Annotated in this window: 18 protein-coding genes and 1 pseudogene; 10 read left to right on the forward strand and 9 right to left on the reverse strand. The window is 39.8% G+C overall.

Going from position 1 to position 15,433, the window contains the following annotated elements:
- Positions 1 to 16 precede the first annotated feature (16 nt).
- Positions 17 to 430 (forward strand): helix-turn-helix domain-containing protein, encoded by a 414-nt coding sequence (locus AAHI02_RS17975; RefSeq protein ID WP_346984421.1) that lies wholly within the window; start codon positions 17 to 19, stop codon positions 428 to 430.
- Here AAHI02_RS17975 and AAHI02_RS17980 read toward each other — a convergent pair.
- Together AAHI02_RS17980 and AAHI02_RS17985 are read right to left on the reverse strand one after the other, a co-directional pair.
- Entirely contained in the window at positions 419 to 958 is a 540-nt protein-coding gene (locus tag AAHI02_RS17980) for a GNAT family N-acetyltransferase (protein ID WP_346984422.1), read from the reverse strand. The two genes, AAHI02_RS17975 and AAHI02_RS17980, sit on opposite strands and share 12 nt — an antisense overlap.
- Before the next feature lie 33 nt (positions 959 to 991).
- Positions 992 to 1,324 carry a hypothetical protein gene (locus AAHI02_RS17985; protein ID WP_346984423.1) on the reverse strand — a complete coding sequence of 111 codons (333 nt, stop codon included), beginning with the start codon at positions 1,322 to 1,324 and terminating at the stop codon, positions 992 to 994.
- 366 nt (positions 1,325 to 1,690) lie between these two features.
- On the opposite strand from AAHI02_RS17985, the gene pafA reads away from it, so the two are divergent.
- Positions 1,691 to 3,337: an alkaline phosphatase PafA gene (gene pafA / locus AAHI02_RS17990; protein WP_346984424.1), complete on the forward strand. Its 1,647-nt coding sequence runs from the start codon at positions 1,691 to 1,693 to the stop codon at positions 3,335 to 3,337.
- A gap of 116 nt (positions 3,338 to 3,453) precedes the next feature.
- Here pafA and AAHI02_RS17995 read toward each other — a convergent pair whose 3' ends face one another.
- Positions 3,454 to 3,597: a hypothetical protein gene (locus tag AAHI02_RS17995; protein ID WP_346984425.1), complete on the reverse strand. Its 144-nt coding sequence runs from the start codon at positions 3,595 to 3,597 to the stop codon at positions 3,454 to 3,456.
- A gap of 8 nt (positions 3,598 to 3,605) precedes the next feature.
- Positions 3,606 to 4,202, reverse strand: a complete 597-nt coding sequence (locus AAHI02_RS18000; RefSeq protein WP_346984426.1) for a Crp/Fnr family transcriptional regulator — start codon at positions 4,200 to 4,202, stop codon at positions 3,606 to 3,608.
- A gap of 552 nt (positions 4,203 to 4,754) precedes the next feature.
- On the opposite strand from AAHI02_RS18000, the gene AAHI02_RS18005 reads away from it, so the two are divergent.
- From AAHI02_RS18005 to AAHI02_RS18020, 4 genes are all read left to right on the forward strand, one after another.
- Positions 4,755 to 5,285: a hypothetical protein gene (locus AAHI02_RS18005; protein ID WP_346984427.1), complete on the forward strand. Its 531-nt coding sequence runs from the start codon at positions 4,755 to 4,757 to the stop codon at positions 5,283 to 5,285.
- Positions 5,286 to 5,868: 583 nt separating this feature from the next.
- Positions 5,869 to 6,900 (forward strand): hypothetical protein, encoded by a 1,032-nt coding sequence (locus AAHI02_RS18010; protein WP_346984428.1) that lies wholly within the window; start codon positions 5,869 to 5,871, stop codon positions 6,898 to 6,900.
- A 26-nt stretch (positions 6,901 to 6,926) separates the two neighbouring features.
- Positions 6,927 to 7,622, forward strand: a complete 696-nt coding sequence (locus AAHI02_RS18015) for a hypothetical protein (protein WP_346984429.1) — start codon at positions 6,927 to 6,929, stop codon at positions 7,620 to 7,622.
- A gap of 213 nt (positions 7,623 to 7,835) precedes the next feature.
- Positions 7,836 to 8,570, forward strand: a complete 735-nt coding sequence (locus AAHI02_RS18020) for a DNA-binding domain-containing protein (protein WP_346984430.1) — start codon at positions 7,836 to 7,838, stop codon at positions 8,568 to 8,570.
- Between the two features lie 1,190 nt (positions 8,571 to 9,760).
- On the opposite strand, the gene AAHI02_RS18025 is transcribed toward AAHI02_RS18020, so the two are convergent.
- The 5 genes from AAHI02_RS18025 to AAHI02_RS18045 all read right to left on the reverse strand — a co-directional run bounded on the left by AAHI02_RS18025 (position 9,761) and on the right by AAHI02_RS18045 (position 12,724).
- Entirely contained in the window at positions 9,761 to 10,042 is a 282-nt protein-coding gene (locus AAHI02_RS18025; RefSeq protein ID WP_346984431.1) for a barstar family protein, read from the reverse strand.
- A 38-nt stretch (positions 10,043 to 10,080) separates the two neighbouring features.
- On the reverse strand, positions 10,081 to 10,584 hold the full coding sequence (locus tag AAHI02_RS18030; protein ID WP_346984432.1) for a ribonuclease domain-containing protein: 504 nt from the start codon (positions 10,582 to 10,584) through the stop codon (positions 10,081 to 10,083).
- A 118-nt stretch (positions 10,585 to 10,702) separates the two neighbouring features.
- Complete coding sequence (nadE, locus tag AAHI02_RS18035; protein ID WP_346984433.1) at positions 10,703 to 11,494, reverse strand: NAD(+) synthase; 792 nt, start codon at positions 11,492 to 11,494, stop codon at positions 10,703 to 10,705.
- Between the two features lie 62 nt (positions 11,495 to 11,556).
- Positions 11,557 to 12,081, reverse strand: coding sequence for a GNAT family N-acetyltransferase (locus AAHI02_RS18040; RefSeq protein ID WP_346984434.1), 525 nt, complete (start codon positions 12,079 to 12,081; stop codon positions 11,557 to 11,559).
- A 4-nt stretch (positions 12,082 to 12,085) separates the two neighbouring features.
- The gene (locus AAHI02_RS18045; protein ID WP_346984435.1) at positions 12,086 to 12,724 is read right to left on the reverse strand and encodes a leucine-rich repeat domain-containing protein; all 639 of its coding nucleotides are present in this window, start codon (positions 12,722 to 12,724) and stop codon (positions 12,086 to 12,088) included.
- A gap of 144 nt (positions 12,725 to 12,868) precedes the next feature.
- Here AAHI02_RS18045 and AAHI02_RS18050 point away from each other — a divergent pair, with 144 nt between their 5' ends.
- From AAHI02_RS18050 to AAHI02_RS18065, 4 genes and pseudogenes are all read left to right on the forward strand, one after another.
- On the forward strand, positions 12,869 to 13,525 hold the full coding sequence (locus AAHI02_RS18050) for a hypothetical protein (RefSeq protein WP_346984436.1): 657 nt from the start codon (positions 12,869 to 12,871) through the stop codon (positions 13,523 to 13,525).
- Positions 13,449 to 13,763 carry a hypothetical protein gene (locus tag AAHI02_RS18055; RefSeq protein ID WP_346984437.1) on the forward strand — a complete coding sequence of 105 codons (315 nt, stop codon included), beginning with the start codon at positions 13,449 to 13,451 and terminating at the stop codon, positions 13,761 to 13,763. The genes AAHI02_RS18050 and AAHI02_RS18055 overlap by 77 nt, the downstream gene beginning before the upstream one ends.
- Before the next feature lie 60 nt (positions 13,764 to 13,823).
- The gene (gene gldC / locus AAHI02_RS18060) at positions 13,824 to 14,150 is read left to right on the forward strand and encodes a gliding motility protein GldC (protein WP_042723122.1); all 327 of its coding nucleotides are present in this window, start codon (positions 13,824 to 13,826) and stop codon (positions 14,148 to 14,150) included.
- Positions 14,151 to 14,235: 85 nt separating this feature from the next.
- Positions 14,236 to 15,376 (forward strand): annotated as a pseudogene (locus AAHI02_RS18065) (cystathionine gamma-synthase).
- The last annotated feature ends 57 nt before the right edge of the window (positions 15,377 to 15,433 follow it).

The following is a 15,433-nucleotide window of genomic DNA, read 5'->3' on the forward strand; positions in this document are numbered from 1 at the left end:
TGATAGTCTTAATAAAATGAAAAACGAATGCATCGGTAACTATGTTAAAATTGGTGATAAGAAATATCCATGTTCGGTAAGTCTGGCCATGGATCTTGTGGGCGGAAAATGGAAAACCGTTATTCTATACCATCTTAAAGACGGTGAAAAACGATATAGCGAGCTTAGGAAAGAATTATATTCAGTTACAGAAATGACTTTGAGCCTTCAGTTGAAACAACTGGAAAAAGACGGACTGGTCTCCAGACAGGTTTTTGGAATAAAACCTCCGGTGAAGGTAGTGTATGCACTGACTGATTTTGGGAAGACATGTATTCCTGTGCTGGAAGCAATTACAGCGTGGGGGAATCAGATTGTAGAAAAAAAGGAGAGTATATGGAATGAAAGTTATTATAAAAAGCTTATTATCTTAAAATATTTATTTCATTAAATCAAAGCTCATAAACAAAGCTGTTTCCACAGAATCATTGTATAGTTTTGTGTTAATGCCGGTTATCGCAAAGCCAGCTTCCTGATAAAATTTAATAGCCTGATAATGGGTATTCTGGGTTTCCAATTCTACGATTCTGCATTGCAGCTCCCGCGCTTCACGGTTCACTGCTTTAATCAGTAATCTTGCGATGTTCTGACCTCTGAAGGCTTTGCTTACTAAAAGACCTTCAATGAAAAGACTGTTGTTCCATGATCGAAAGTCACCAACAATCCAGCCTATGAGTTCACCTTCGTAATAAGCTCCAAACGAATGACCCTGACTGATAATAGAATTCAGTCGGTGAATATCATCTGTATTGATATTCCCGATTTTAGTGTATGGCTGTTTTTTCTCCCGTAAGTTAAATTCAAAAGTGTTTCCTGCATCAATAGCAGACACCACAAATATCTTATCGGTTGTGTAGCCGTTGTCTCCCCATCCAAGGGCTGGATTGCCGGTCAGCATTTCAAGTTTTCTGATTTCCATTGATGTATTGAAAGTCGTTAATATTCTTTGAAATTAGTTTGATCGACGGGGCTGCTTAGCGCTGAACATATTACCGCATGTAGCATACAGCACCACCTGCAAAATAATCAGCACAGAGATCACGGCTACCCGGATCATCGCATTTTCAGTAAACCGGTTTCTGATGGCTTCCATATAACTTATTTTTTCAATCGTGAATTCCTTAAGGCTGGTGATATCCGTAGATTTGTTTACTTTGTCAATATCAGAGCTGATCTCAGCCTCGTTGAGGGTGGTCGCTACATTGATCAGGTTGATGTTGCTGACGAAAAGCCATGCGAATAAAAGAATGGAAACGAATAAAATAAAAGGTCGGAGAAGTTTCATTTGTTGTGTATTAATAGTGATTTGATATTTGCCAAATTTAAATAATTTGAAACAAACTCCATACAAATAACATACCTTAAAGTTTTAAAAAACAAATTGATAAGCTGTTTCTACATATTTTTTTGCTCTGAACTCTCCATAATTTATCATCTTAAAAAACTTGGGATCTTTTAGAAGTGAAGTGGCTTTAGGTAATCTAAAAACATAAACTACATAAAAATCTTTCAAACCCGGCGGTAAAACAGGGAGTATGATTAATAACGGATAATCAATATAATTAAAATGCCGTGGCGGTAAAATTTAAATAAAATTTCACATACAAAAATCTCAAAACCCTTACATTTGCCTCAATAAAATTTTTACTGAATGCTTAGGAAAATTTCGATCGCCGCGGCAGCTATTTTGTCCTTTACAGCGATCAACGCGCAGAAGATTAAAAATTCCCAACTGGAACGGCCGAAACTTGTAGTAGGCCTTGTAGTAGATCAGATGAGGTGGGATTATTTGTACCGTTTTTACAATAAATACGGCAATGACGGTTTCAAAAGATTACTAAATACAGGATATTCTCTGAATAACGTTCACATCCCTTATGTCCCAACCGTGACGGCATTGGGACATACCTGCATCTATACCGGTTCGGTTCCTGCCATTCACGGGATTGCAGGAAATGACTGGACAGACAAGGAAACGGGCAAAAATGTCTACTGTACCACCGATGAATCTGTAAAAGCGGTAGGAACGACCAATGCAACAGCAGGAAGCCATTCTCCGAAAAACCTTTGGTCAACGACTGTTACCGATGAATTGAGAATGGCAACCAATTTTCAGGGTAAAGTAATTGGTGTATCGCTCAAAGACAGAGCTTCCATTTTACCGGCGGGTCATACTCCGAACGGTGCTTTCTGGTTTGACGATTCTACCGGAGATTTCATTACCAGCAGCTGGTATATGAATGATCTTCCGCAATGGGTGAAATCTTTTAATTCACAGAAAATGCCGGATAAGCTGGTAGCAAACGGATGGAATACGCTGCTTCCGATCAGCCAGTACACAGAAAGCTCACCGGACAATTCTGCCTGGGAAGGATTGCTGGGGAGTGCAAAAACTCCGGTTTTCCCTTACAGCAATTTAGCTGCAGATTATAAGGTTAAAAAAGACAACATCCGCTATACGCCTTTTGGAAATACCCTGACATTGAAGCTGGCGGAAGCTGCGGTGGAAGGAGAGAAATTGGGAGGTGATGATGTGGTGGATATGCTCGCCATCAATCTGGCATCAACGGATTATGCAGGTCATAAGTTTGGTCCCAACTCTATTGAGGTGGAAGATGTCTATCTAAGACTGGATCAGGATCTGGCGCAGTTTTTTAATTATTTAGATACTAAAGTCGGAAAAGGGCAATATACCGTATTCCTTTCTGCGGATCACGGAGGAGCGCATTCCGTAGGTTTTTTACAGGAGCATAAAATCACCACCGGCTTTTTCGGAGACGGAATGGAAAAAACCATGAACGATAAGCTGAAAGAAAAATTCGGGGTGGATAAACTGATCAATGCAATTGATAATTACCAGATCTACTTTGACAGAAAGCTTCTGAAAGAAAATAAACTCGATCTGGATGTTGTAAGAGACTTTACCGTTAAAGAAATAGAAAATAATCCGGATGATTTGTATGCCGTTTCAGTAACAAAGGTACAGGAATCCACCATTCCGGAACCTATTAAACAGAGGATCATCAATGGGATCAACAGGCAGAGAAGCGGTGACATCCAGCTGATATCGCACGATTCCATGCTTCCGCCGTATTCCAAAACAGGAACAACGCACAGTGTCTGGAATTCATACGATTCACACATTCCACTGATCTTCATGGGCTGGGGAATTCAGCACGGTGAAAGTAATAAAGCATATTATATGACGGATATTGCTCCTACAGTTTCCTCTTTACTGAAAATACAGTTTCCGAGCGGAAATGTAGGAAACCCTATTACGGAAGTGATCGGAAAATAATTTCGGAGATATACAATTAAAATCCTTAACATCAGCTGTTAAGGATTTTTAATTTTAAGAATGTTCAACCTTTTTTATTTAACCACAAAAGCTACAAAAGATTAGAAATTTCTATCTTAAGCAGTTTTTATAAAAGAAGAAGTTGCCAATAGTTTTTTAAAATCTTTGATTTTTATTCTTTTGAAATCTTTGATGAGTTCATAAAACTTTTTAAACTTGTCTTTTGTAGCTTTTGTGGTTAAATTTAATTTTAGTTTCAACAGTTTTTTTATACAAATATCTTGGTGCCGTCGATTTTCAGCATATTCTGCTTTTCCATTTTTTTGATGGTCCGGATTACGGTTTCTATCCGCATACCCGTGATCGAAGCGAGCTGCTGCCGGGTGTAAGGAACATGGAAAGAAAATTTATCATTAAAACCGAAATTGCTCTTCACATGATGCAGGATAAGATTTAGTTTCGTTATCGGATCCTGAAAAGAGAATGGGGCAGAGGTAATGTGCTTGTAGCGCATACGGTCTGCGGTATAAGAATACATAGTAAAGATCAGCTGTGGCTTTTTCAGAAGAAGTTCGATCAGCTTATTTTTTTCAAGTTTTATAATTTCACAATCGGTGACAGCGATCGCATTTACCGCATATTTCTTATTGCTAAAAAGATAGCTTTCGGCTAGGCAATGACCATCGAAAGGCATCGAATGAATAAACTCTTTGCCGTCTTCCAGGAAACTGCTTATTTTTACCATGCCGGTTTTTATCTGCAAATAATACTTCGGAGTACTCTCTTCTTCAAAGATATACTCACCGGAATTATAATTTTGTTGCTCAGCACCATGGGAAAACAAGAGGTTTTCGCATATGATCATAATCTAACTGTTATTTATTTGAGATAAAAATAACAAATAAACATATTGATTAAAAATTTATTAATACCACATACATGCCTTATACAGGGAGATACAGAGAAGTGTACTGAAATGATAGAGTGATAATTCAGATTCTCTCTAAGAGTTCTTTATGGCCGTAATGATTTCGTTGAAGAGCTGTGCGCAAGGTTGATTTATAATTATATATTTTATTCAACCGCACATGACTGACAACTCCCTTTTTCTCTGAAACTCTTTATGGATAGGCTTTGCTGAGGAATGGTAAAGCATCAAAAAAAAAGTAGTCTATCCTAGACTACTTTTCTCAGCTACAAATGTAAACAAATTCTTTTTACTTCCAAACACAACAAATTGTTTTCTAATTTCTTAGTTTTGTTCATCATAAAGTCTTAAAGAAAAATTTGTAGCAAAACAGGCGCAATTTTACATCTCATTTTACACCTGTTTTTAAGAAGTTTTGCAATGGTGAGCCTTGTATGTAAAAAAAGTAGTCTAGGATAGACTACTTTCTTACAAAACATGAGACTACAAATGATATTTCCCTCAACCCTCTCCCTCCAACGCTTTTGCGTGGTTTTGCTGTGCTTTGTTGTGGTCTTGGTATCATCATTGTTGAGCGCTCAAATCTTTGTATCCTCTGATTCTGTAGTCTTTGTATCCGAAGACTCGTATTTGTATGCAGATTCTCCAATATATATTTCCGGTCAGAACTTAAGAAAAGACTCTTTTAAAAAGTGGTCCAAAACTGTTGTTAAAACATCTTCTCCAGGAAGTTCCACTCAGAAGTCAATAAGTAATCCAGCGGAGAATACTTGCTATAAAAATGGTCCAACAGGCAAACATAGTCTTGGACTCCTTTTCAATTCTTCACTTACAGCTATTATCGGAAATCCTTCTCCGATAAAGCTTCAGCATAAAACAATACCATCTTCCTTTTTTCTATTAATAAGCGCAAGAAGGGATGAGGAAAAAAATATTCATATTACTTTTCCTCCTTTTCAAATTATACGCATTAGCATCAATCATTTCGGTCGTCCTCCGCCCAATTTTAAACACGGATAACACGAATGTTTTATCACAAATGACACAAATTGTTGAACGCCAATAAAAACAAATGCTTTAGTAAAGGAGATTATCCACTCTGTTTGTCATCCCGTAGGGATCTCAGCAAAGAAAATCACACAATATTAGTGAAATTAGTGTTCAACCATTAGTGGCATTCGTGTTTCGTCAATTCGAGTGTTTTTTCGTAACAAGGTGAAGAAAAAATGTATCGAGAATGAAATTTATCCTCAAACTCACAAACTTCTCGATATGATTTTTTCAAAATCTACTCGAAGTGACGAGCCTGCCGAAGCTATTATTGAGTCGGAGGGTTTGAGAGTGGGAGGGTTTTAGGGTTGGAGGGGAATATGGGAGGGTTTGAGAGGGGAATAGTGGCTTCGAGTCACCTCAGCCACCAGGACTCTCCCACGCTCAAACTCTAAAACCCTCCAACTCTAAAACCTCAGTGTTCTCTTATAAGTGCAACGCCTTTGTGAAACTTAAAAACACATCATAGATAAAAAAAATCTTTGTGTACTTAGTGTTCGAATAAACGCCGACTAAGTCACCAAAACATAAACAAACTCATAAATACAAAACAATGAAACAATTAATTACAACAGCTGTTCTGCTCTTCAGTATGACAGCATTCGCTCAGGTGGGGATTAATAATACATCTCCAAAAGCAACCCTTGACATCACTGCCAAAACAAACGGAACCAAACCTGAAGGATTGATCATCCCGCAATTATCCGGTAGTGATATCCGTACGGCAACAGCAGCAGGAGTCTATGGAACAAACCAGAAGGGACTCATCGTGTATGCATCTGCTGCCGATTCGGCTCCCGCAGGGGCTACTGCCAATATTACTGCTCCGGGATATTATTATTTTGATGGAAGTGCATGGCAGAAGATTGCAACCGGTAACACCTTGAACACCTCTCTTGCCAACGGAAACATCCTGGTGGGAAGTGCATCGAATGTGGCTACAGCAGTAACTCCAACAGGAGATGTCACCATTTCCAATACCGGAGTGACTTCTATCGGAACAGGGAAAGTTACCATCGCCAAGCTTCCCGCAGGAGCTACCGCTACAACCTTTTTAAGAGGAGACGGAACATGGGTAACACCTACTGATACCAATACCACCTACTCCGGCTCTACCTCGATCAATCTGAATGGAACCAGCTTTGAAAGAACAGCTCTGACAGGAGATGTTACTGCATCAGCAAATAGCAATGCAACTTCCGTAGTAGGAATACAGGGACGATCTGTATCCAGTACTGCTCCTACAAGTGGACAGGTGTTAGGATGGAACGGAACCAACTGGGCACCGGCAACAGATGCTACCGGAGTGAGTACAACCCTTAGCAGCGGAAAAATCTATGTTGGAAATGCATCAAATGTTGCTACAGCAGTCACCCCGACAGGAGATGTGACAATGGATAATGCAGGTGTAACTTCTATAGGCACAGGGAAAGTAACAAACAGCCAATTATCGTCAGTAAGTACAGGAACAGGAGGAATCTACAAAGGAAGTGGATCGCTAGCCGGTAACACCACAGTGGCACAAAATGCCAATACCTTAGCTTTACTTCTTCAGCAGCTTCAGGAACAAGTCATTTTACCGTAGATGGGACTACATTAAATGTAGATGCCGTGAATAACAGAGTTGGAATTGGGACTGCAACACCTCAAAAGATTTTACATGTAAATGCCAATAATAACTCGATAAGATTTGAGAATTTACCCTCATTATCAGCAGGAATCAATTCTACTGGATTAGTCGTTGACACAAACGGAGATGTTTATAAAAATAATACAGCCTCTACTGAGGGGCAAATTCTTAGAATAGGATTAAATTCTAATACTTACAATGCAGGTTCGGAAGCTGCACTTCGTTTTAATCTCAATAATGATGCAGCAGAAATGGATGTAGCTTCTAATGGTGCATCTAATTTTATTAATACAATTAATGGTTGTACAATAACAGAAAATGCGGTACTAACTGCGGGTTTTGGAACACCAAGCAGAACAACAGATCGCATAATATTACAACCTGGTGTTTATAAAGTACAAGCAAGGATAGTAGGAAATTTTGGAGCTCAAAATAATAGTAATAATTTAACTATTAAAGCTATAGTAGGAAATAATGAGTATTCACTTATTAGTTTTTCAAATTCTAGTAATGCTTATGGAACTGCTTATTTTGACGATTATATTATAATTGATACAGCGCAATCTTTAGATTTCACAATTGTACCGCTTACGAGTAATTTTACAATAATAACAAAAGCGTCACCGGGGGTAGGTCAATCATATCGGAGTCTGATAATGATTCAGAGGTTACGATAAGAATTGTTTTAAAACAACCCCGCGAGCGCGAGCGTCTCGCTCGTGTTGGGTTTAAAATATAAAAGGGAGATTCAGGAATGGTGTTGGTCACTAGCGGGACACTTGCGCCAGCAATCCGACAACGACTGAGTTAATTAATCCTGACCCTAACAGGGGTGATAACCCTGTTAGGGTTAATAATAACAATTTAACAACCATTTAAAATCAAAAACAATGGCAACAATTCTTCACAGAATCAAAGCGTATCTCTATGATAACGTTTTAACGAAAGACAATCCCAATGATTTCACGGCGCGTACGATAAGCGAGCGAAGCCTCAATGTACAGCAGATCTGCCAGTCAGCCGCCAACCGCGGAGGGGCAGATATTTCTGCTTCAGCAATGGAACACGCTACAGAGCTGTTCCTGAAAGAAATGGCGTATCAGCTGTGTGACGGGTATTTCATCAATACCGGCTATTTTATGGCAAGCACCACTATCCGAGGAGTATTTGACAGTCCTTCGGAGACTTTTAATAAAGACAAGCACAGCATTATCTTCCAGTTCAACCAGGGAGAAAAGCTACGGGCAGAGATTCCCAATATTGAAGTCGAAATCCTAGGTGTGGCAGAGGCTTCTGCCGTGATTCTTCAGGTAACGGATGTAAAGAGCGGTTCGGTTAATGATCTTCTTACTCCCGGCAGAAACCTTAAGATTGCCGGAAGCAAGATCAAGGTAACAGGCAATGATCCTTTTATAGGGGTATTCTTTGTCAATACCGCCTCTAATGTCAGAACAATGGTAGAAGAAAGCGATATGGTAACGAACAATCCTTCGGAGCTTATCGTCGTGATTCCCGCATTACTGGCAGGCACCTATCAGCTGGAAGTGGTCACGCAGTTTGCAGACAGCAGCATACTGAAGCAGCCAAGAACGGCATTGTTGGATAAACCGCTTACAGTAGAGTAGCTTACATTATGCTGCAGACCGGACGGTGCCACACGTACTGTCCGGACACTGCCATCAGTACTGTCCGTTCACTGCCACTCGGGCGGACCGGTCAGTGCCACAGGCGTGAACCATCCATGGTAAAAATTTAAGATTTATGACAACAACAGCTCCGGTTTGGGAAAGGTTTCCCGGCCGGAGTTTTTTTTCTAGGATCGTATTTTGAATGAGAATTTGACTGTATTTGTCAACACCTCGTTGACCGCCCGATCAAGGGGGTATTGATGGTACGGTCAAGGCTATGTTGACCGTCCGATGTAAGGATCGTTGACCGTACGATATAAGCGGTGCTGACAAAAACGTAGATATTTAGTAGAGAGGCCGTCCGAAAGGGCAGTCTTTTTTGTGGGAGGGGTGGAAAGTCAGAGAGTCAGAGAGTGGGGATCTTGGTGGCTGAGCGGAGCCGAAATCACCAAGACTTTTTAAGAGTTGTTACAGTGCCTGTCACTGAAGCGATGCACTCCTGTCACCCTGAGCCTGTCGAAGGGCCAGCACAATCTCCACAACCTAATAACTAAGGCTTCGACAGGCTCAGCCTGACACCGTGAACGCTAAGCGCACTAAGATTTATTGAAAGCATTGCGTATATAAGTATCACAAAGCCGTTTCACTTAGAAGAGAACACAAAGTCAACTATTTTTGTGGGAGAGTCGGAGGGTTTTAGAGTTGTAGGGCGTGAGCGTTGTGGTGATTCTAGAATACTTCCTACACAACGACGTCCATTCTATCCATCCCAATTGTCATCCCATAGGGATCTAAGCCCGAATCTTTCCATGCTACTGTTACCAACGATGCCGAGATTCCTACGGAAATCGAAGATTCGACGGAGTCAATGACAAAGTGGGCGCGGATAGTTTGAGAGCGCTAGGGTATGAAGGTTTCTGCGGAATGACAAAGAGTTGTAAAATGGCGGGGCTGAGGCTACTCGAAGGCCCGGTTGAATGGATGATCAATGGTTTTAGAAATCATTTCGGCGAGCCTTTGGCTCGCCGAAATGATTCGAATTGTCGTTGACAGGATTTTATCCTGTCCTGATATAAGTCGTCTCTTCAGGACTCCCTGTTTGTGTCTTTTAAATGCTTTAATAAGATTCCTGCCTGAATGACAAAGCACAGGAGTATCTCCCGAATCCACATTCTTACTAAAGCGACTTACTCTTCATACTGTTCAAGAAAATACGTAAATGTAAATCCATCTACTTCGTCTTCTGCATCCTCAAGGGTAGTGAGGAGATCTTCAAACGTTTCAAGCTGATCGACTGTCATATTTACGAATTCAAGGTGAAGCGGCATTTCAAGTTCGCCGGTGATCACATCCGAAAGTGCATCAAGATTATCGCCGAAATGTTCCGGCAAGGGGAGTTTTTCCTTTAATTGTGTATAGAAGTCTTCATAATCTCCTATGTCTGTAAAATCGATATATATTGTTTTCATATTTTTATAATAATTCCTTTCTCGTTTTCAATTTCCGGTTATTGCTTTTCAAAGCTTTTATAATGATCTTTCGTCAGGTACACCTCACCGTTTTCTGTAAATACAATACGGTCGCCATTTCTGTTGCCGCAATGATAGTTGACGTCGGCTTCGAAATAAGACAGCCCTTCAGGTAATGATTTTTCACGGTTACCAAACCTGTCGCCACCAATGGCTTTTCCCGGAAGTACCTCACAGAGGTTCCCTTTTGAAGGATCCCAGCCCTGTTTTCTGGCTTCATTTTTAGTGATGTAAAAATCAGGAAGCTTATGGTTCTGCTTTACAAAACTGATCACGGTTTTGTCTTCCGTAAGCTTATCAATAGATTGCTGCTGATCGGAAGAAGTACTTTCTGGCAGAGATTCTGCACTGCTGTATTCGATGACAGGCTTTGAGCGGTCTATCTTTTTATCTGCAATGAAATTATTATAAACATACATCATGGACATCCCGAAAAGAAGCCCCAGGCAGATGAAAAATAGCGGTCTTGTTTTATTATTCATATTTTTAATTTAGCAATGTAACAATGTAACAATGTAACAATGTAACAATGTAACATTTAGTAATATACCCAATCTAATTAATTGTTACACTGGTAAACTGTTATATTGCTACATTAATTTACCCTCTCCATTCTTCCGGAATATCGCAGATCGGAATAGGAACCATTTTATGTTTGGCGGCTTTATGCATTCTGTCGAAGATCATAAATACCTCCTTATCGCGACCTTCATAATCTTCCACGGCTTTTGTGCCGTATTCTTTCTGAATTTTTTCCAGTTCGGGATAGGTGGCTCCTATCTGGTCTTCATCGGTTCTGTCGGCATCCCAAAGCCCGTCTGTCGGGATTGCATTCTGGATGCTTTCAATTAAATTTAAAGCTCTTGCCAGCTCATATACCTCAGTTTTATAAAGATCTGCGATGGGCGAAACATCGACCCCTCCGTCACCATATTTTGTGTAAAATCCGATTCCGAAATCTTCCACCTTATTTCCGGTACCACATACTAAAAGCCCGTGGAGCTGACCGAAATAATATAAAGTAAGCATTCTGAAGCGTGATCTTGTATTGGCCAGCGCCAGGTTGTTGCTCCATCTGCCTTCTATGTGATCATGTACAGTTTCTTCGAAGCTTTCAAAAACAGGGGTCAGATTGATGGTTTTTCCCTGCACATTTGGAAATCTCTTTTTCAGATCTTCCATATGATCCTGTGCGCGGTTTACCTGGTCTTCTTTTTGGCGGATCGGCATTTCTACCAGGAGAACTTCCAGTCCTGTCATGGCACAAAGGGTAGAAACCACTCCCGAGTCTACCCCTCCGGATACCCCGATGACATACCCTTTTACATTGGCCTTTACTGCATAATCTTTCAGCCAGTTGACAATATGATCTATTACTTTCTGTGTCTGCATTGTTTATATTTTAAATATGTTTTAGATAAGAAGTTTCAAAATTAAATGTTTTGAAAGAATTATTAAAGATAATTTTCATGATTCAGCTCGTACCAGAAGCAGATTCCGTCGGGTTCTGTAAATTCTCCTGTCTGTCTAAAGCCCAGCTTTCTCAAAATATGATTGGAGGCCTGGTTTTCAGAATGAGCATGAGCGTAAATGGTATCAATTTTTAAACCATTAAACCCGAAATCAAGAGAAGCTTTTGCAGATTCTAATGCATAGCCCTTCCCCCAAAATTCAGGCATGAAACGATATCCGAGGTCATACACATTATTGTAACCATTCACTTCCTGGGTCAGGAGTTTTAATCCGCTCCATCCGATGAGCAGGTTGCGTTCCTTTTCGACCACGGCAAGTCTGCCGACACCATTGTCTACGTACTGTTGACGGATCATTCTGATAACGTTTTGGGATTCGCTGATGTCGGAAAGGGGAGGCATTCCTATGTATTTCATGACTTCAGGATCGGAGTCGAGGAGAAACATGCGTTCCGCATCACTTTCTTCAAATTTTCTTAGAATCAGTCTTTCGGTTTCCAGATGCATATTTTTATTGTTGATGAAATCCAAAAATGGTTACGTCCTGAGCTCCTTTTCTGACATCGGATTCCTTTAAAGGATTTTCTTTGATATTCAAAGTTTGAAGCTTCAGATTTTGTGAGATATCCAGCTTTTGGATCTGGTTATGTTCCAGGTTTATATTTATAATGTTTTTAAGGCCGCTGAGATCAATAGCCTTAATTTTATTTAAAGATACAGTTAATTGACTAATTGCAGGAGTAGATTTCAGCGAAATATTTTCAATCCTGTTGTTGTCAAGATATAGAGAAGTAAGGTTGGTAAGACGTTCTGCTTTAAAGATCAATATTTTACATCCTGTGCAGGAAAACAGCTGAAGATGATCCATATTTCTGACGGAGATATCAGGAATATTATTGCCGTCCAGTACGATCATTTTGGCATTCTTAAAGTAGCGGAGATCTTCTGTAACAGTGATCCCTTTGCTTACGAGGAAAAGATTTTCAACCTGGTCGGCTTCCGGTTGGGTAATGTTCCCGTCTTTATTGAGGTCAAAATTTTCCAGAACTGCTTTTTCCAGGTTTTTGTCTTTAAAAATAAGTCTCTGGGCCTGAAGAAAAGGGAAGGTTGAAATGAGGATCAAAGAGGATATTATTTTAAATTTCATCATTGAATTGTGTTTAAATCATTATTTTTGTACACTTAATTTCATGTAAAAGTATGAAGATTTTCAGAATTGCAGCACTTTCGTTGGTATTGGTTTTAGGATTAAATTCCTGTAAAAAAAGAGTCTGAAAACAGATGGAAGGTTGAAGTGAAAAATCCTGCGGAAAAGGTAGATATTACGGATATTTCTAAAAGATTTTATGACGCAAATGTTCCTTTGGATCAGTTTAAAACAGAGTTTCCATGGTTTCAGGGAACGGTGAGTGATGCCGATTTTTCAAAGCGCAGGGCAGATCAGGAGGAAATCAAGATCTATAAAGAGGCCATCGGTAAAATAGACGAAAAGAAGCTTCAGGCAGATCTTCAGGATCTTTTTTCCCACATTAAATATTATTTCCCTTCATTCAAGAGTCCGAAAGTATATCTTTTTTCATCCGCTTTGCAGATGGTTCAGGATCCTATTTTTTATGATGCTAAAGGGAATTTGCTGTTCATCGATGTGACAGGTTTTATGGGGGAAGGCAATGCTAATTATAAGGGTCTTGAAATGTATTTCCAGAAATCCATGAATCCGAATAATATTGTTCCGAAAGTTGCACAGATCTATGCAGAAGGTTTTGTGAAAGAATCTCCGGATCATCAGAAGTTTATCGATATGATCATTCTCAACGGTAAAATCATGATTCTGAAAGATGCTTTTTTTGCCTACGTATCCGGATTATCTGAAAATGAATTATACACAGAAACAATACGAATGGGCAGTATCCAACGAAGCCAATATCTGGAATTATTTTGTGGAGAATAACCTTATTTTCGGTGATGACCACAGGCTTGAAGACCGTTTCATTGCTCCGGGACCTTTTTCAAAGTTTTATACGGAAATCGACAATTCGTCTTCACCACAAATCGGAATTTTTACGGGATGGCAGATTTGTAAAGCATACCTTAAGCAGAAACCTGAAACCAAACTTCAGGATTTCCTGAATATGGACGCAACGGTGATTTTTAACCAATCCGGATATAAGCCGAAATTAGATCAATAAAAATCAGAAATGAAGCTGTAATACGGCTAAGAAATAGTAGAATTTAAAAAAATAGAAGTTATGAGAAAAACTCAGATTACGATAGATGTAGAACTGGATGAAAACCACATCCCTGAAAATATCACCTGGAATGCACAGGATGGCGGAATAGAAAAGGAAGATACAAAGGCAACGATGATTTCCGTTTGGGATGAAAAGAATATGGAAGCATTGAGAATCGACCTTTGGACGAAAGAAATGCCCGTAGACCAGATGAAGATGTTTATTCATCAGATTTTAGTGTCTCTGGGAAATACCTACCAGAGAGCAACCGGCGAGGAAGATGTAGCTCAGTGGATGGAGGAGATGGCAGAAGAGTTTGCCGTAAAGTCTGCGATAAAAATGTAAGAATTAATATAACAATGTATCAGTCTAGCAATGTAACAATTATTGGTAAACTGGTACATTGATACATTGTTAAATTATTAAGATTATGAATTTCAATACAAAAGTAATACACGGTGGACAACACCACGAATCGGCGACGGGTTCTGTAAATGTTCCTGTATTTTTAACGTCAACGTTTGCACAGAAAAGTCCGGGAGTACACTCCGGATATGAATATTCCAGAGCAGCAAACCCTACCAGACAGGCTTTGGAAGATTCCCTGGCAAGCATAGAAAACGGAGCGAGAGGACTGGCTTTCGGGTCAGGTCTTGCGGCAATTGATTGTGTGTTAAAACTATTAAATCCCGGTGATGAGGTGGTAGCGGTAGATGATCTTTACGGAGGAACGTACAGAATGTTTACCCGACTTTTTGAAAAGTATCAGCTGAAATTTACCTTCGTGAATTTTGATGATGTTTCTAAAATCGCTGACGTCATTACTGATAAAACGAAACTGATCTGGGTAGAAACGCCGACCAATCCTTTAATGAAACTGGTGGATATAAAGGCAGTAGTGGAAGTGGCAAAAGGAAAAGATATTCTTGTTGCCGTAGACAATACATTTGCCACCCCTTATCTTCAAAGACCTATTGATCTAGGAGCTGATATTGTCATGCACTCTGCGACGAAATATTTAGGAGGACACTCCGATGTGATCGCCGGTGCTTTAGTGGCAAAAGATGCTGAACTGGGAGATAAGCTTCATTTCATCCAGTTTGCAAGCGGCGGAATTCTAGGTCCTCATGATTCTTATTTAGTATTAAGAGGAATTAAAACATTGGCATTAAGAGTTCAGCGACACTCTGAAAACGGAATGGCCGTGGCAAAATATCTTGAATCCCATCCTGCCGTAGACAAAGTAATCTATCCTGGGTTAGCATCTCACCCTCAGTTTGAGCTGGCAAAATCTCAGATGAAAGATTTCGGAGGAATGGTTTCTTTCACTTTCAAATCAGGTAAAAAAAGAAGATGCGATCAAATTTTTGGAAAAAGTAAAAGTATTCACATTAGCTGAATCTTTAGGCGGAGTGGAATCTTTAGCCAATCATCCGGCTTTAATGACTCACGCTTCCATCCCTGCAGAAAAACGTGCAGAATTGGGAATTACAGACGATTTAGTTCGTTTAAGCGTAGGAATTGAAGATGCGGAAGACCTGATCGCAGATCTGGAAAGAGCATTTTCTTAATCTGACTTGCACAGCTTTGTCAAAGTTAAATTTTCACTGCTTTTAGCTTTGACAAAG

The organism is Chryseobacterium sp. POE27, from assembly GCF_039727685.1.
In the GTDB taxonomy this organism is placed as follows: Bacteria; Bacteroidota; Bacteroidia; order Flavobacteriales; family Weeksellaceae; genus Chryseobacterium.

What these genes read in the sequence shown, in the direction of transcription:
- AAHI02_RS17975 (WP_346984421.1), top strand. Translation starts at nt 17, where the DNA reads ATGAAAAACGAATGCATCGGTAACTATGTTAAAATTGGTGATAAGAAA.
- AAHI02_RS17980 (WP_346984422.1), bottom strand. Translation starts at nt 958, where the DNA reads ATGGAAATCAGAAAACTTGAAATGCTGACCGGCAATCCAGCCCTTGGA.
- AAHI02_RS17985 (WP_346984423.1), bottom strand. Translation starts at nt 1,324, where the DNA reads ATGAAACTTCTCCGACCTTTTATTTTATTCGTTTCCATTCTTTTATTC.
- pafA (WP_346984424.1), top strand. Translation starts at nt 1,691, where the DNA reads ATGCTTAGGAAAATTTCGATCGCCGCGGCAGCTATTTTGTCCTTTACA.
- AAHI02_RS18000 (WP_346984426.1), bottom strand. Translation starts at nt 4,202, where the DNA reads ATGATCATATGCGAAAACCTCTTGTTTTCCCATGGTGCTGAGCAACAA.
- AAHI02_RS18005 (WP_346984427.1), top strand. Translation starts at nt 4,755, where the DNA reads ATGATATTTCCCTCAACCCTCTCCCTCCAACGCTTTTGCGTGGTTTTG.
- AAHI02_RS18010 (WP_346984428.1), top strand. Translation starts at nt 5,869, where the DNA reads ATGAAACAATTAATTACAACAGCTGTTCTGCTCTTCAGTATGACAGCA.
- AAHI02_RS18020 (WP_346984430.1), top strand. Translation starts at nt 7,836, where the DNA reads ATGGCAACAATTCTTCACAGAATCAAAGCGTATCTCTATGATAACGTT.
- AAHI02_RS18025 (WP_346984431.1), bottom strand. Translation starts at nt 10,042, where the DNA reads ATGAAAACAATATATATCGATTTTACAGACATAGGAGATTATGAAGAC.
- AAHI02_RS18030 (WP_346984432.1), bottom strand. Translation starts at nt 10,584, where the DNA reads ATGAATAATAAAACAAGACCGCTATTTTTCATCTGCCTGGGGCTTCTT.
- nadE (WP_346984433.1), bottom strand. Translation starts at nt 11,494, where the DNA reads ATGCAGACACAGAAAGTAATAGATCATATTGTCAACTGGCTGAAAGAT.
- AAHI02_RS18040 (WP_346984434.1), bottom strand. Translation starts at nt 12,081, where the DNA reads ATGCATCTGGAAACCGAAAGACTGATTCTAAGAAAATTTGAAGAAAGT.
- AAHI02_RS18045 (WP_346984435.1), bottom strand. Translation starts at nt 12,724, where the DNA reads ATGATGAAATTTAAAATAATATCCTCTTTGATCCTCATTTCAACCTTC.
- AAHI02_RS18055 (WP_346984437.1), top strand. Translation starts at nt 13,449, where the DNA reads ATGAATTATACACAGAAACAATACGAATGGGCAGTATCCAACGAAGCC.
- gldC (WP_042723122.1), top strand. Translation starts at nt 13,824, where the DNA reads ATGAGAAAAACTCAGATTACGATAGATGTAGAACTGGATGAAAACCAC.